The organism is Brevibacillus sp. M2.1A (assembly GCF_013284355.2).
In the GTDB taxonomy this organism is placed as follows: domain Bacteria; phylum Bacillota; class Bacilli; order Brevibacillales; family Brevibacillaceae; genus Brevibacillus.
This window is the reverse complement of the sequence record NZ_JABSUY020000001.1, coordinates 1252230-1269142: the sequence shown is the minus strand read 5'-3', so window position 1 is coordinate 1269142 and position 16913 is coordinate 1252230. Positions and strand designations below refer to the sequence as shown.

The window sequence follows — 16913 nt, the reverse complement described above, 5'->3', positions numbered from 1 at the left end:
GGTACAATGATGACCCAACAATACGCCTTTGGCACCGCCAATCAGCGCTACAAAAAAAAGCTGTTCGTCGATACAGGGTTCGAGTTCATAGAAGTAAACGCCCGACTTATCGAGCCGTATTCTCCGCCAAGTCCCCAGCCTTCCTTGCGCGAAATCAAAATCATCAACGCTCCCTCTCACATCCACCACTCCGGTTTTAGCAGCTACCAGTGTTCATTGACCTTGCTTTTTCCAGACAAGGAATCGTATAACGATTACTTGAGCTACGCAGGCTGGACCCACAAGTTTTACGATGAAAAGGGAAGTATTTTCCTTGGAAGCGCAGAATCTATTACCCCCCAAGTACTTGAGGCAGGGCGGCGCTACAGCGTAACCGTCGATCTGATCCTCATCAAAAAAGACTCCATCGAACGCGAATCACGTTTTCAATTTCAAGATATTGAAGGACATTGGGCGCAAAAAAACATCGAGGAAATGGCCGATCTCGGGCTAATCACGGTCATTACCCGAGATGGGAAGCCCGTCATTTATTTCCGCCCCAATGATTTCGTGACGCGTGCCGAGTTTATTGCTTTTTTGAATCGGACAAGGCGGCTGGTAGAGCGGATGATTCGGGAATAGCTGAGGCTGTTCCGGGTTTCTGTCTACTCTATATAGGAGGTGATGAAAATGATCAGCTGGGCTGATGTGAATGAAAAAGACTGGTTTTTTAATGAAGTAATGGAGGCCAGCAATTACTTGATGGCTGACGGAGAACCGTTCATTCAAGGAATTGCTTATGGCTCCTTTGAAAGCAATGCTCCTTACCTGTATGAGGAGCAAAAGGGCTCCACCGGACAAAAAGTTTTTACGCTCGCAGCCAAATTGACACCGGGTGCAGATAACCCCCTCTTTGTCTATATTGACGGCACGCAAACCCTTTTCAAAGAAATTCGGCCAAATCAAACTGACCCGAACAAAACGGACGTCGAGCTGTATTACGCACCATCTGCCAACTCGGTTGTCGCCTTTTCCAGCTTCGGCAAGCCTGCCTTGGACCGTTTTGGCAAACCGATCCCCCCCAACTCCTCTTCCTTTGCTTACCCGAACAAACGCCTCGATAACGGAGACACGTATTTCTACAATCCGTTCAGTCGTCAATTCAACGAGTATTTGTACGCATATGGTCGCTCCTTGAAGCGAATGGATGTGCCAGAAGAGGAATGGAAATCGACGCCTGCCCAAGAACTCGCCAAAAAATATATCGGACTCAAGCAAGATGTCTACATGGTCAGTCCCGCTCCGGGTGCAACGATTTATCTTCCTTACAATTTAAACGGCGTACAGGTGCGCTTCATCTACAACAGCTACGAAAACGGCGCTCTGTTTATGCGAGGCGGATATTTTTCGGTGAAAAGTCCTGGCGTATGGAGAAACGACCGCTTCTTTCCCAATGCCTACATCAATCGGGCAGAGGCTTTTCTGCTCATTGACCGGCTTCGGCGTTCTTTTTACCAACGCTTTACGGATTCACAGCCTCCCACACAGCGGTTGGATGAATCCTATACGGCATACGAGGGGCAACGTGTTTTTCGCCTGAACGGTACTTATCCTGCAGGTAAGAAGCAACTTGCCATCAAAGTGGATGGAAAAGTGGTGAGCAGTTCCGATTATCAAGAATTTGATGATCATACGGTACTGTTCAACATGCCGCTTGAGGCAGGTAAAAACGTTCATTTCTTTTACGTCAAAGAGACGAGTACCCGCTTTGAAGATGTCGGGCGCGAAAAGTATATGTACAACAGCAACACCGGGGAAAAAATTGCGCTAAACGGTGGGATGACTGGCAGCAAGCCTTCTTGGTGGGCACCATCCGTCCTTTCTATGGAAGACGAGCGGTTTGGCAACGGAGATTACTTGATCGAAGGCATTGCGATCAACAATTTCGTCGATGGAGCGGCTGTCGTCAACCATATGTACGAGGTATCGTCATCGAACGCGGAAGACAAAGAAAAATGGTTTATGCCTTACTCGCTACTTACCCGGGCACAGGCCGTCTCTTTTTTGAATCGCTTTCGAAAATGGTCCCTGGAACGGTTTAAATAGGAGGTGCTTTCATGCAAACGATGTCCAATGAGCTGCGTAGAATTCTCTCCGAGAGACTCAAACTCGGAGAATTATCGAAGCCCTCGTGCCGCGTCGAGGTAGATCGACTCGTCTTCGTGCCAGGCCGTACCGAAGAACTCGATTTCATTATGAGTGATCCGCGGGAAGAGAAAACATTGACCCGCACCATCATTCAAGATGGTTCAGGAGACGGGGGAACTGCTCTCTCCAAGATCCCCTTTGTCTTTCCTGTTGAGGGCAAAAGCATCCGAGATATTACAGCCTATATGGGCGACAACCGCAACCACAAAGGGATTGATATCGCTTGTCCAGTCGGTACACCTATCAAAGCTGCCTGGGCTGGCAAAGTAACAAAAGTGACTGTGTCTGAAAAATATACGAGCTTTGGCTTTCGCGTAGAAATTCAGCATGCGGATGGCATATGGACCCGTTACGCCCATATGAGCGAAATCCACGTCAAAACAGGGGATTATGTCACGCAAGGCACTATTATCGGGAAAAGCGGCAATACAGGAGACGTCCGCTCTGCCGGCGTTACGGACATGGGCACCTATGACGATCCCAATTCCCCCCGCTCCAAAGGAAGAGGAGCTCATCTGCACTTTGAGGTCTGGAATGGAAAAGCCGTTATCGATCCGTTTCCTTATATGAATGGTTCGAAGTATCTGTTTGCTGCCTCTTCCAATAACGGTGCAGGAGTCACAACCGATGCCACCTATGTTGGAACGCCAGGAGCAACTCTTTTTGAGGAACGGTTTACCAATAATACGTGGCACTCAAAATCTGTCTACAAAGTAGACGAGCTAACCAAAAAGCTATCCATGATCGAGAGAAGCTCGACGGAGCATAGCAATCTCACCTTTACCTTTGATCCCAAAGGGTACAAGACCGTCTTCCCCTCCCCAACCGTAACGACTGGCATGAATCTCAAGCTGACCTCTGTTCACCCCGGCATTTTTAGCATGGGGTTCTCCACCAACTTCGGTGAAGGTGCCGGCGAGCTGCGCGTTTTTTTCAATGGAAAAATGCAAATCAAGGTCAACAAATTCTCCGGGACAGAAAACGTAGAGATTCGTGATATCCCCTTTCCCAATGGCGAAATGGAAATTCGTATCGAGCTGTTTTGGAATGGAAAACAAGTCAATCGTTTTTCCCTCCAGTACATTCAGATCAAGGAATTGCAAGGGCGCCCCGACCTGTACGGGAACAAAGACAAAGTCGATCCGACGGTGCAGCAGGAGTTTTTTGAGGAACGGGAAATTACGAGCACCTTCATGCCTGGACAGCCGCGAAAAGTATCGCTCCAGGTCGGAAAGTTCGTCTATATGGACACCCTAACTCTGGACAATATTACCCACATCGAAATGGACGACCAGTTTGAAATGGATTCCTGTGAGGCACGAATCACGATTTCAAACCCGAACGGCTACTACAGCCCGGACTATAATCCGTTTTACTTTCCCGAAACCTACAAGGAAACCCCCTGGTCTTATTTTGTGAATGGATTCCATGTCGGTGTCCTCTCCGAAAATACTCCTGTTCGGATCTACATGGGCTATGGCCTGAATTTAATGCGCGTGTTTACTGGGCTGATCGACAAGCTCGATTTAAATGGCGAGGAATCGACCATGACCATTTACTGCCGCGATATGTACAAGAAGATTTTGAACAAGGTAATTACTGAGGACAAGCAATATCCCCCAGACATCGGACATTCTGCCGCACATGATACCAATGTTTTTTCCTCGATGTCTCGTCGGGACAAAATTATCTCGATGGCCAAAAAGCAGGCCAAGCAGCAGGGTCCAGAGCTCGATTATAAATTTCTGTTAGCCATTGCGGAGCACGAAACCAAAATGGGGACGCTGGGGAAAGGTCTGCCTCCAGGAGACTTCATTCTCGGGTATGGATGCTATACCGGTGAAAAATGCGATCCGCAATACCAAGGGATCGAGCGACAGCTCTACCGCGGAGCCGTTCGCTATCGGGAGGCCATGGCAAGCAAAGGCTGGCGCTTCCAATCAGTCGACGACGTCAAATATTTTTGGCAAGGAGGAGACAAGGGGGCTTACCAATGGGCGAGTGATACGAATTGGTATAACAGCGTGTGGCAAATCTATCAAAAGTTCCGTTCCAGCACGGAGTTTGATTCGATCCCTGAATGGGAGGGTACCGCACCTGTCCCAACTGAACCAACTGCCAAAGCCGCCTACCTCAAATCCGCCATTGTACAAGACTTGATTGCCCATGCAGGAATGTACGGCTGGCGTAGCAATCCGCAAGACATTTACTACCCCTATGCCATTGTACAAGAGACAAGCTATACCCACGTGACGCAGGCAACAGGCAAGGTTTTCAAGGCTGTGCCCGATAAAGAGGGCGAATTTGTGGAAGTCGATGCCGAATCCATTTTGACCCCAAAGGGTTGGAAAAATCCTTTTATTGAGCCACCCGGACGCAAATTCGAATCGTATCAATACAAAGTCGGAGAAGCCATCGCGGAAATCATGAAAGATACAGAATTCCGTTCCTATTGTGACCGTTATGGCACGTATCGCTTGGAAGAGATTGATATGAATCGGCCGATTGTGGCTACTTTTACGGAGCACGATAATTTGATCACGATTCATAAGACGATCGATTTTTCCCGTGGCAGGAGCCATCTTGTCATTTTGGACGAAGAAAATAAGGCTGGTCATTTCGTAGATACCGAGATTTTGATGGAGTTAAAAGGCGAGGTCCGCACAGGCGTGAGGCACGTTCCCTCTGCGAAGACAGACGAATTAAAGCGACAGGCCGCGCGACGAACATTTTTTGATATAAAACGCTTGTGCCGTACGCTGCAAATTTCCATCCCTGGCAACCCTGCCTTGGATGTCCTCGATCGTATTTACATTATCGACTCTAATACAACCACCCGAGAAGCGTATACCATCAAAGGAATCCGATCGATGTTCGATGCGCAGAACGGCTATATGCAAATCCTCGATTTATTTTGGAGCAACAACGAGGGGGCGATTGTGTAATGGCTGGGATTGCGAATGATTATTTGATTTATCCGATCCTCGATCTGATCCGTGATGAAGTCCACCGTACCACGACAGTCACAGCAGACCCGTTCGTCGAGGAACCCTCTGTACGTCTAATCCGAGAGCATCCCCTCGATCCGGAAAAGGTCACGGGTGCAAAGCTATTCTATGAGTCTGGCTACATGCTGGATATTTCCCTCACGTTTGGCTCTACAGACACGACCACCTTCCCGCTTGAAGTCGATCAGCTCCATCCAGACTGGGAGTACTATTCTCTTTGGCGCTTGACCTCGGTTACCGCTGCGGGCTTCGCACCTGACGGAAAAACGGTAGGATCTTATCTGATCCGTCTACTCTATGATACGAGGGGCCTCTTAACTGGCACCGATGTCCTTCGTATAGAGAAAGAGAGGTGAGTACAAGTGGGCTTCTCCGTTGTTTATTCGGGCGGGGGCGTGATCGACAAAGTACGTGAGCTCCCCTACCCGCACTTTTCCAAATTTACCGAGCCCTTCATTCGTGGACGCATGATTGATGTGACTGCGTCCAAGCAAGTCTTTTCCGATACCTATGCCCTTCCCTACCCGACAGAATTTTTATCCGTGGCGTTTGCTACCAATAATTACTGCGTCGGCGATTACTGGGAGCTGAGTTTGGACGGCGTGAAGGTCTGTGAAACGATTTATACCAAAGAGCTCCCGGAGTCCGTCTCGATGGGAAACAGCTTTGGGATCGTCTATCCGTTGAAGCCAAATGCGCAAGTCCGCTTTGACTTCCACAACATTTCAGGTACGGAAAAGAAAGTTTGGTACAATGTGAAATTTTTACGCAAGAAACTGTAAAGGAGGCGTATGGATGCCTAGTAAACAAGTAGCTTGGATCGAGGGCGAGGTCACAGCCGATTTGCTCATCAACAAGCTGGCTGATGAAATCGTCAATGCCAAAATCCCGGATACTAAGAACCGCTGGGAAAAGGTGTTTGAGGTTAATGAAGATAAGTGGGTTACGTATCAGAAGACGACTGTTGCGAATACGCAAGGGACGTACAAGCATACGGATGGGAAGACTTACCCGGTTTATGTTTTGCCGGATTTGAGGGAGTTACGAGGTAATGGAGGGACTCTTCTCGTTGATGCAGATGGCTATATCTTCGAAACGATCAATACAGAAAATATTAAATCAAACAAAAAAATCCAAGTGAAAGAGTTTGTCTATAAAAATGATGAAGGAAACGACATCACCCTTCCTGTTCCTGGTCTACTGGTGGTGAATGTCGATGATACCGACCCTGCCAACACTGTCAAGAAGAAATGCTATGTGGTACAACAGGGCAAGTATGAGTTGGATGGGGTAACATTTACCCCTGGAAAAGAGTGGGATGAGTATAAACTCATTACACAAATGCCCTCTGATTGGAACGATCTTCTTTCAAAAGGTCAATGGTCGGTATTTTACTACTCTTGGGAATGGACTTATGTTCGTCCTACCCTCTACAAATTCGGAATGGTCAAATACATTGCCAACCCCGTCCATCACTACGACCACACGGTCGTCCTAAAATCCGTTCCTGACGTACCTACAGGCCAAACGCCTAACGACTACTTCGTCATGTTGAAGCATCCCATCCAGCAGTACAACTATCTGGATGTGTCCTACGGCAAAGGCTTCACAGGCAAAAATCCCGTTGGAAACTCTGCCGATACGTACCAGCTTGCCTGCGATATGAGCACAGTTATTCCCGGCAAAGTCCCGGTCGTCCTCGATCAAAAACAAGCTGAACTTCAATACAACAAATGGAACAATCCTGAAGATACCGACAAATACATCCCGCCTCATGAAGCATGGGCACTCGATTACGACGACAAGGTCGAAATTAAAAGCCCTTCCTCCCACTTTTTCTACGGCGCCGACTCTGTCGTCTCTTGGGTACCAAACAAGAAGCGTCGCCCAGACTATTGGGTGGAATACAACCTCTCTGTAAGTAATGATCGTGTAGCAATCGTAATTGAAGGCGACCCTTCGCCTGATATGGATGCTTACTACAGCAGCTTTGCTTATATCGGAAAAACGATTCCTTTTGCTGACTATGATCACAAAGGCAATTTTGGCATCACAGTCGGCATGGGTGATTTAACCAAGGAAAAATCAGGATTCCTTCCAGCCGACATCAAGCAGGACACCAATCCTAACTATTCGGGCTGGGGACGCTATACCTCCAACGGCATGTACTCCTTCTCCATGCTGCAAACCCGTAGCTCCGTTTACTTCCAAGCGTACTACCCTGCCTTTATTACCCAGCTCCCCAAATACGATGGAGTGGGCACAATCCCTCCTGAGCTGTCCAAAATGGTACTCGAAGCAAACGGCTTCCAAAGCTCGAAATGGACGAAGAAATATCATGCATCGCCGATCTATCTGGTACACCAGTTCGAAGGCTATCGTGGCTACCTCGACAGTGTCGTAGCAATTGAGGACCATAATCTGATCAACAAGGACGAGCTCGTCGTAGATACAGAGGAACCAAAAGATCCGAAGGACCCTGCTGCCGGAACTTGGACAGAGGTATACAAGTTCTTCCGAATCAATACCCCTGTAAACTTCTTCAAGTACTCCCCCAACCCTACCGATTGCACCATCGCCATTTTAAAAGAAGTATATTAAAGGAGGATTTTCACATGGCCAATTTTAAATACATTGAAAAAATCACCACTTCTAAAGAGCTCCTAGATACGATTAAATCTCAAATCGAACAACTTACTAACTATCCCCATAACGCAACCGCTGGAGAGACGCAGGAGAAATCGACCTGGACGGTCATGACCGATCTCACCAAAAAAGATTCCGCTTCTGGCAAAACCTCCGAGCTTGTCCTAAAGGGCATCTCCAAAATTAACACCGAGACCAAAGAGTTTTATGTGAAATTCGTCAATCCAGGCTTCACCAACCCGAAAGAACACAGCTCTTTGACGGTTCAAGTATTGACAGACTACAATGCCACAGCCAAAACCTTCGCAACAGAAGGTCATCCAGTCAATTTCGAATGGGCCGACGAGAAATTCGTCGTGAATGGCAAACCGACAGATCGTACGATTGATAAACCAGTCTACCTGTACATGAATGTGATGAACAATCGCCTTTCTCTGGTTGCCGTTGGCGATCCTGCTGTTCACTTTGAAGATTATCGCAAGAGCTTCCTCTATGTCGGCGCACTCAAGCCGTTCAAATACAACATGGATGATGTGGTTGGAAACATCATGCTGACGGCTGGAGCTGTCGCTACTGAGCCTGCTGCTCCGATCGCCCCACACGATTATGGTCAATACACCTCTTTTGGCAACAACACCTTGCAAATGCTTGCGACAAAATCGGGCATTCGCTTCCAAAAGCACTATCCTGCCTTCATTACCCAAGCTCCACAGCCGGGCAAGGCGTATTCCGATAGCAAGCTCGGGGACACGGGTCTTCTTCTGGAACCACAAGGCTTTAACGCATCTGCTTGGACACGCCGTTACCATTTGAGCCCGATTTATGTCGTACATGGCTACGATGGATACCGCGGTAGCTTGGATGCCTGCATTGCCGTTTCGAAAAACAACATTCTCCACTTGGATGAATTGATCATTGATGTCGATCCGAGCGACACGACCAAGAAACACAAGCAGGAAGTGTACCGCTATTTCGACCATAATACCGAACAGAATTTCATGAACTACTCCGCCAACGTAAAAATGGGGGTCGCTTTCCTGAAGGAAGTTCGCTACTAAAAGAAGTCCCTCTAAAACCGTATAGCTAGCAAAAGGGGGAAAACTAGAACGCATCTCTGGTGTTCCCCCTTCTTTTTGGGAGGTGAACCATTTGACCGGGATTTCTTCTCTAGCAGCCTATCAATTCAGACTTGCAGACCACTACGCTTCTATGCGCAACTATATCGGAAAAGTAACTTTCACGACCTCGCCCTCCCGCAAGTATTCCTTCGTCTATATTCCCTACGGACAAAGTGCCAGTATGGTCATGCTGGATTATTTGCTCGCGAACCGGAAATCATTTGCTGCTGATCTACAAGACTCTTTGCAGGATATGATTCGGAATGATACCAGCATGGCCAATCCCATGGAACTGGTCGTGGTATCCGATCGCTCGCCGCTTAAAGAGAGCTTGCTTCAGGACGATGCCCTGGATGCTGACCGAATTATCAAGCAGCCATTACAAGTTATTCGTCGTGTACATTTATCAGATCGGATTAAAGCAGCAGGAATGGCAAAGCTCAACCCTGCCCAAATGTCCGTACGCGTGAATAAGGATGAGCTGCATATAGATTTGCCACCAGGATCGGCGAGTCGTTCCATTTTTGCCGAAGCTATCATTGGGAAAGAACAACCTGTCGCAACAAGGACTAAGCGTTTCGCTGGAAAAAAGATGAATGAATGGTTCACGGGCGAGCGTTTCTCTACCTTCGATTTATTCGTAAATACCGATAGAAGCTTGGCTGGGCGAAAGTTTTGGGCTTCTCTTTTTGTGCAGATGGAAAGAGAATACGCAACCAGATCAATCACTCACAATCTATCTATTGAGAACAACCTGCCTCTTTCCAGCCGGGATAACAGACATGCCATGTATACGGATTGGTCCCGTTTCATTGGCGAGCGTCATTTTGTCTTTGAAATGACCCGTCACTTCGTGCAAACCTTCCACCGGATGAAAACAAAACCGACGAAGGTGCTTCGCGACATGGACTGGGCTTACCTCAAAGCCCGTCAGTATGACGCCTTGCTGCACTTCCTTCACCATGCAAGCAGGATCGCTACGCAAGATTTAACGATCCATCGGGCTTCTACAGGTTTTCGAACCATGCTCCAAGGTGGTTCCCTTTTGCAGAATCGCTACTGGGGCTATCGAGATTTCACGCGTCTTCTCTCCCTCGATTCCTTTTCACCAACAGCTTTCCGACCATACCGAAATGACTTGTTCATCAATCGCTCTCGACTCCATGCTGCTCGTCCCTATCAATCACTAGGTACACTCATCACGGAATATGCTATTGGTAATCGAGACGTAGTTTCGGAGCTCGCTATTTTCCTATCACAGATTACGGGAACCCGAACAATTCAAACAGATGCTTCGCTCATAACCTATCTGGAACAAAGCTCCCGACACAACAGTCACCTCTTGTTTGTTCCCAACCCCATCAATGATTCTCTTCGAGAGAAAACCAATCCGCTCTGGATTCCCCAGCACTTCGAACTCGGAAAGAAAGATCTGTCTCGTCCCACTTCGATTATCAAAGATGACCTTCGCGCAGATCGCCAGCTCGTACATGCTGCTCATCTTTGGGAAAAGGAACGCGCCATCGATCTTAGTGGGGGCAAAGCACCTAAGCCATCCTTTTACCAGGATGAGGATGACATTTTCGCCAATCTGGAAAATGTACGCCCAAGTCTCCTGGCAGAAGATATGATCTTCGCAACCATCTTGCGCTTACTGCCCGCTCATCTTTTGGAAGACATCCTTGCTTCCAAAGAATTCCCTTCCCACCTGATGGACGACATGATTTTTGCCTCGCGCCTTACAGACGGTCAGAGTATTTTAGAAGCACTCATGGAATGGGCGCTGACCAACAAAACTTTCGATGCTTACGTAGATGAAGAATTTTTAGAGGGTGTGCGGACACGGGTTCAGGCATTGATCGAATCTGAAGTCATTTTCAGTAAAGCGTTGCAAGACAGAGCCGGCATTCTTTCCTTTGAGACATGGGAGTCCACCCGCCAGAATGAGATTCTCTCGTATCTGGAGGAGGACGGGGTTACAGGAAAACGGGAAGTATTGCTCTCTTCCACGGTTGAGGAGGTGGAAATCACCAGTCAAATGGAGGCAGCCCCTTCAACCATTACAGAAGCACTGGTCGGCGAAGATGTATTCCGTCCAGCCGAGCTGCAAATTGAGAATCCATTTGGTTACATGGAACCCGATCCGTCCTTTTTGTTCGACGAGCATACAGCCCGCAAATCCGCTCACGCCAGCGACCTTGACGAGTTGCCGGTCACCGCAATACTACGCAGCAGAATCACGGAATTGTGCAGCGGCTATCTCTTCGCTACCTCCCCGCATGAACGAGCCAGTTACCTCGTCGATTTATACGATGTGGCAGAAAAAGGCGCGCGTGATGGAGAACTGCAAGACGACGAATGGCGAAAGTATGCCAAGCTCGCACTGGAACAAACGGTATTGCATGAGCAACTGATTGCCTATCAGCCGGAAGCAGCAGCTCATCTGATCGAATCCATCCTCAGTTACAAACAACCAGATCAAGCTGTTATCAACGCAGATTGGGTCGCCTCCAACCAAGAGCGTGCTACCTCGCTCCTCACCCAAATCATGGGTAAAAAAGAACTCGCAGACGCCGTCATCCTGGAATACTTGGCTGGCCAATTGGATCATAGAAAAGGTCATATCGAGAAACCATTACTTTCTGTTCGCGACTACAAGAAAGCATGGGCAGATCGTATAGAAGAAATAGGACAAGGTTTGGTCTACGACTACTCCAACGATGTTCTCGAAGCTGAACATGATCCCGAGCATTGGTCAGGTGGTTTTTCTGTTCCAGAAGCATACGATCCCCACGATCCATTCAATGCGTACTATCCATGGACGACGGATATGAATGCACTCGCGATGGGGCAAGACAACTGGACCCGTTTTGGCTCGGGCACTTGGGAGCATAATCGCGACCAAGGCACTTTTACCCATCCAAAAGGCTCCAGTAGCATGAGCGGCTACATTCGAAATGACTTTACTTATTCAGACTATCAGTTTGAGGTCGATTTCAAAGTAGATGAGCCCGCAGATGGAGACAGCGCTGGCATCGTGTTCAAATATCACAACGACCAGAACTACTGGATGTTCGTCGTCAGTGGCGGAAGCGCCAGTGGTATGCCGCGGCCCATGCAGCTTTTTAAGGTAGAGAATGGCAGATCAACCATGTACTCTACCCCGATGAACCCGTTTGCCTGGGAAAAAGAGAAATGGTACACGCTGCGTGTTTGGGTTACGGGAAACCGCATCCGCGTCTGGGTAGATCATAACCTGCAATACGATTTTACCGATTAGAGGTGATCATTTTGGGTCATACGTTTGGCATTTTTTCTAAATCAGTGGGCAACGTCACATTCGGAAAAATGCGCTCCTCGCTGGTAGAGGGCGCATTCCACCCGAATCATCCGGACAATCCGGACAGCCCCAATCGCCCTCGCGCAGAGGATCGTTACGCTGGGTATCAGAATCCACTTTTGGGCGATCCCGGCAAGGGTCAGATTGGTCGTTGGCAGACGGTTAATCTCGACTCTCTCGAAAGCATGATCGATCAGATGATTGAACAATTTGTCCGGGACAAAAATTGGTATGCCAAGGTTCGTTGCCGCGAAGCGCTTTGGAACATGTACCGTCGCCTGGAATGGTGGGTCAACCAGCAAATCGATCCGCAAAAAAACGACTACCAGCGAGCCTTGCTCATGGTACGCGATTGCATTTACAAAATCCTGAAAAACGCCGAGCAGCCGGATGGAACCCATCAAAATGTTTCGCTGCCAGTTTGTCCGGCTCCTTACTATCATCACTTTAGCGGTTACTATCTCAATCATTACGATGCCATCGATAAAGAAGTCCCGACCTTTGATATGCGGACTCTCCCGTTGTCGGATAAATTTCACGGCTTGTTCCGCTACGTCTCCTCGACGGAAGATCAGGAATGGAAAATGGTTCACTCCGTCGGCTCCAATGAGATGGCGGGAAGTGAAAACATCATGAAGCTGGATGTGACCACTCTCAAGCACGGTAATTCCAGCAAAGTGACTTTTCAGTGGCGCTTTAAAAAGCAAGGCTTTATTCGTTTTAAGTACATGGTTAGCACTGCTCCTGGCGATGGGTTGCTGTTTTTTATTAACAACAATCAGGTTGGCGGGGAATGGAATCAAAACAACAGCTGGCAGGAAGCGAAGTTTCACGTCAAGCCAGGGCAGACGTACAAGTTTGATTGGTTTGTGCGTCGGATGAGTGATCGGCGGTTTGGGAAAAATGCGGTTTATGTTAAAGATGTGGAGTGCGTTGAGGTGGTGCAGAGCTTGGATGAGCAGACACCGCCGGATGTGGATACGTTGGGGGATGCGGCTTATAACATTCCTGGGTGGGAATGGATTACGTTTTCAGATAAGAGTATTATGACCACCTATTTTTCAGGAATTAACGATACGCTTTCAAGGAAAGTTCAAAGAGTCATCGATGCAGAGTGCGCTGGAGATTTTAGTTTTCAATACGAAATGGGGGTGGATAACCCTCCCTATACGAATGAATCTGTTCTATTTTTCGATGAAGAATTTGCTTCCCGTACCCAAATCGGCGAAGGAGTACGAGGAAGTACCGCGGTCTCACAACATGGGTGGCAGTGGTCATTAGATGGACGTTCCTCCTCCACTCAAGAAGATTCAGCTATCATTTCTTATGATATTGAAATTGGTGACAACTGTACCGTTGATTTAACAGGAGATGTCCAACTGATTTGTCCACCACTAGAGATTGATCACTACGAGGAACGAACCACCAATGTTTCTGACCCTTTAAACTTCTCCTTCACCGGGGTGAGTCACTGGGAATGGAAGTCGATTCCTGGACTTGGTAGCGGAATTTATATGCAGGACCCCATTGTTTCCGGAAATGGAGATGCCACCTATACTCTTGAGCTTGAGGCCGATGGGTGGATTGAGTTCAGTTTTACTACTGGTTTACGTGATACAGAAAGACTCCTTGTCATTATCAATGACGTACAACAACTAGAAGCGACGGGAGATGAATGGGAGAAAAATGTACAGCTCCCATTAGTAAAAGGCCGTAATACCGTTATTTTTCGGATTCAAGATGACCTGACAGAAGAGCCCCTTGAGGAAACTTATCCTGGTGAATTCTCTTATCGGTCTTCAAGTGGCAAACATAAAACACCGATGGGCAGCTATATTGATGTAGACCGGGAATGGAGAACAGACAAAAACTCCAGTTACACAGAAAAGGATCGTGCAGAAAATGTTTACAACATCTTCCTGAATCCTGGTTCCTTCTTTGACTTTTCGGAAGAACTGGAGTTGAAAAGTCTCGTTGATGATTCAGAGGAAGATGACTATGAAGTAATTTTCTCTGAGGACTTCAATGATCGGGATAACTATGCACGTGAAATTCGTGTCGATGACAACTGGGAATGGGAAGATATCGTTACTCGTTATCATGGGGAAGGTCACGGAGGAGACGGTGTACTTAAGGTCGAGAATAAAGACGGTACCCTGAACCGCCTGTATGTCGAGAATATAGATTTGAATGAACCGGGGTTCGTAAAGTTTGAATACGGTGGTTCCTTTTCAGACTACGAGTATCTCAGTTTATATAGTAACAATCGGTTAATATGGTCTGAAAACAAAAGCACAAGTGATCCGCTTGGCCGTACCGTATTGGTTCCACTGGGGCGTGGTAAGCAAACGTTAAAATGGGTATTTGAAGATTGTGATGAAATTGAGGTTGAGGACCCCGATCCCGATTATAAGCCGCCGACGAAACCCGATCCTTCTACAGGTGGTGAGAAGTGCTATCCGGCGGGATCAGAGACTCATTTGGGTGATTATAGCCCTTTTATTGATCACCAACAAGTATATGAATCTAAAAGGAAATTTAGAGTGCGATGGATGCAATATACCCAAGGTCCTGTAAAGATTTACTACGATGGGAACGTACCTATTGCGCAAGGAACTGAAAGAGATGGTTACACACTCAGGCGATTTATTAATAACTCTTCTGTCACATCAGCCAAATATTCCGAGCGATTAAAAATCTATGCTGGTAAAGGCTATGATGTTCCAAATGCATTCGATGTCCCTGTCAAATGGGTTTTCCGCCCTCATCCTGACGCTGCTAAAAAGACACCGATACACTATGACAACACCTATGTGATTACGTCTGAACAGGTTGCAAATAAAAATAATTCTTCCACCTTTTGGTACGTTATCTTTGACAGTGTGGGGAATGAACATTTAGAAGTTGAGTTTGACTATCAGTACTATTGTTACGAACTAGATAGTCAACAAGGTAATAAAAATGGGCGACAAGTCTCTACGAAAAGATTATATAGCTACGCAATAGCGACGGAATACGATCCTAAAACGAATTCTCATCTTCTTGTAACACGTAAAAGTATTGGCTGGAACACCCCAACAATCACAACCACAGGTAATAAGAGGATGAATGTAGGAAACAAGCAGAATCCCTATAAAATAAGAGATTGGAGCGCCGCTAAACACCACGCCGCCCCAAAATTTTATTGTAATAAGCCAGGTCCCTATTGCATTGTCTTTGACGTCAAACGAACTTTTTTTAAAGACTCAACGCTTGGAAAAGATGAAGTCCCCTATTACATCGCGATCCGTAATCTTAAATTAACATCCAATAAACACCGTGAATTCAGCAATAACTATGACGACACAAAAGTAGAAGTTACCGTAACGGATATAACCAATCGAACAATTATCGATTCTTACCCCTTATCAGCAGGTCCTACAGGCCAGGCTGAACATTTCATAAAGTATGATGTCCCTCAAGGTAGACATTATCGTATTGATTACAAACTGCTAAAGGGAATAAGTCATAGGGGGGGATTAGATGACAATGGAGGAGTCTTTACTCTCAGCCAGGGAAAAGCTGAAGAAAAATGGGGAAGATATTGCATTGATAAACTAGGCTCTATTTATCCAAAAGACAACTCGCCATATGAACCCAATCTCCCCCCTCCCACTCAAGTAATCATACCCGATGACTCCTGGTGTTGGATCGATACAATCGAAATCAGACAAAGTAAAAAATCAAAACCATGCCGCGATGCCTATGTCCGCGTAAGAGTTTACGACGAAGACAACGGGACCATCATATCAGAAGAGAAATACACGGATTTTGATGATGTACAAACAATCAAAGCTGCTATTACCAATGATTCTGATGAAGGTAAAAATTATTCTATCCGAATCAAGTTCTATACAGATTGTGATGCCGAAGCGAGATTAAGTAATGGAGAGTATACATTCCATGACAAGCTCCCGCTCCCTAAATCATCAGCGTTTGTATACAACTTCAAAACGACTGCCAACGTCCCCATATGGATGGGCGGTTGTAACGGTAGCAATATTCAGGTAAACATCTATGATCAAACAGGCAACAAGCTTCAAAACACTACCGTTAATCTCTCCGGAAACTACGACTTTACCCTCGAAAACCTATCCAAACCTTCCGTATCTAAAGTACGTGTCGAAATTACTACAGAACAAAAAGGCGAAATAAGCGAGTGGACTGGCAAAAGCTATTTGACTACGTTCAAGCTCCGAAATTTCAAAGCAACGGAAAACTGGACAATTGTCCCCTCTCCTTTTAATAGCCAATTGGACTTTTTCATTGATGGCGTTCTTCGAGGTAGCTATACAAATGCTGGTGGTGCCCCTGTGTTTCAAGTAGATAGAGGAAGGCATACTTTCACCTGGGTATTTACAGCAAAAGGTACAACAGAGGTCTGGGATTACTGCAATATCGACTACATCAAACTAACCAACTGGATCTGCGACAAGGTCCTCGTCACCCCCTACTGCGATCCCGGCAGCGGAGACAAATGCGTCGAAGCACTGATCAAATGCTTGCTCGCCATCTGGAAACAACGCCCTGAGGCATGTGTGATTGGCAAACGAATATGGCTATTTACGTAAGGAG

Annotated in this window: 9 protein-coding genes; all 9 read left to right on the top strand. The window is 46.9% G+C overall.

Features of this window, described 5'->3' with window-relative positions:
- Positions 1 to 6 precede the first annotated feature (6 nt).
- The gene (locus tag HP567_RS06255) at positions 7 to 621 is read left to right on the top strand and encodes an S-layer homology domain-containing protein (RefSeq protein ID WP_229087930.1); all 615 of its coding nucleotides are present in this window, start codon (positions 7 to 9) and stop codon (positions 619 to 621) included.
- Between the two features lie 48 nt (positions 622 to 669).
- Positions 670 to 2085 (top strand): hypothetical protein, encoded by a 1416-nt coding sequence (locus HP567_RS06250; RefSeq protein ID WP_173610649.1) that lies wholly within the window; start codon positions 670 to 672, stop codon positions 2083 to 2085.
- 11 nt (positions 2086 to 2096) lie between these two features.
- Positions 2097 to 5132, top strand: coding sequence for a M23 family metallopeptidase (locus HP567_RS06245; RefSeq protein WP_173610650.1), 3036 nt, complete (start codon positions 2097 to 2099; stop codon positions 5130 to 5132).
- Positions 5132 to 5551 (top strand): hypothetical protein, encoded by a 420-nt coding sequence (locus tag HP567_RS06240; protein WP_173610651.1) that lies wholly within the window; start codon positions 5132 to 5134, stop codon positions 5549 to 5551. Before HP567_RS06245 ends, HP567_RS06240 begins: the two co-directional genes overlap by 1 nt.
- A gap of 6 nt (positions 5552 to 5557) precedes the next feature.
- Positions 5558 to 5977, top strand: a complete 420-nt coding sequence (locus HP567_RS06235) for a hypothetical protein (protein WP_047072281.1) — start codon at positions 5558 to 5560, stop codon at positions 5975 to 5977.
- 13 nt (positions 5978 to 5990) lie between these two features.
- A complete protein-coding gene (locus tag HP567_RS06230; protein ID WP_173610652.1) occupies positions 5991 to 7796 on the top strand; it encodes a hypothetical protein in 1806 nt (601 codons plus the stop codon).
- Positions 7797 to 7810: 14 nt separating this feature from the next.
- On the top strand, positions 7811 to 8899 hold the full coding sequence (locus tag HP567_RS06225; RefSeq protein WP_173610653.1) for a hypothetical protein: 1089 nt from the start codon (positions 7811 to 7813) through the stop codon (positions 8897 to 8899).
- Positions 8900 to 8981: 82 nt separating this feature from the next.
- Complete coding sequence (locus HP567_RS06220; protein ID WP_229087928.1) at positions 8982 to 12239, top strand: family 16 glycoside hydrolase; 3258 nt, start codon at positions 8982 to 8984, stop codon at positions 12237 to 12239.
- 11 nt (positions 12240 to 12250) lie between these two features.
- Entirely contained in the window at positions 12251 to 16909 is a 4659-nt protein-coding gene (locus HP567_RS06215; RefSeq protein ID WP_229087927.1) for a hypothetical protein, read from the top strand.
- Positions 16910 to 16913 lie beyond the last annotated feature (4 nt).

Bases quoted from the DNA above. Each gene is read 5' to 3' on its own strand.
- HP567_RS06255 (WP_229087930.1), top strand. From the start codon at position 7: ATGATGACCCAACAATACGCCTTTGGCACCGCCAATCAGCGCTACAAA.
- HP567_RS06250 (WP_173610649.1), top strand. From the start codon at position 670: ATGATCAGCTGGGCTGATGTGAATGAAAAAGACTGGTTTTTTAATGAA.
- HP567_RS06245 (WP_173610650.1), top strand. From the start codon at position 2,097: ATGCAAACGATGTCCAATGAGCTGCGTAGAATTCTCTCCGAGAGACTC.
- HP567_RS06240 (WP_173610651.1), top strand. From the start codon at position 5,132: ATGGCTGGGATTGCGAATGATTATTTGATTTATCCGATCCTCGATCTG.
- HP567_RS06230 (WP_173610652.1), top strand. From the start codon at position 5,991: ATGCCTAGTAAACAAGTAGCTTGGATCGAGGGCGAGGTCACAGCCGAT.
- HP567_RS06225 (WP_173610653.1), top strand. From the start codon at position 7,811: ATGGCCAATTTTAAATACATTGAAAAAATCACCACTTCTAAAGAGCTC.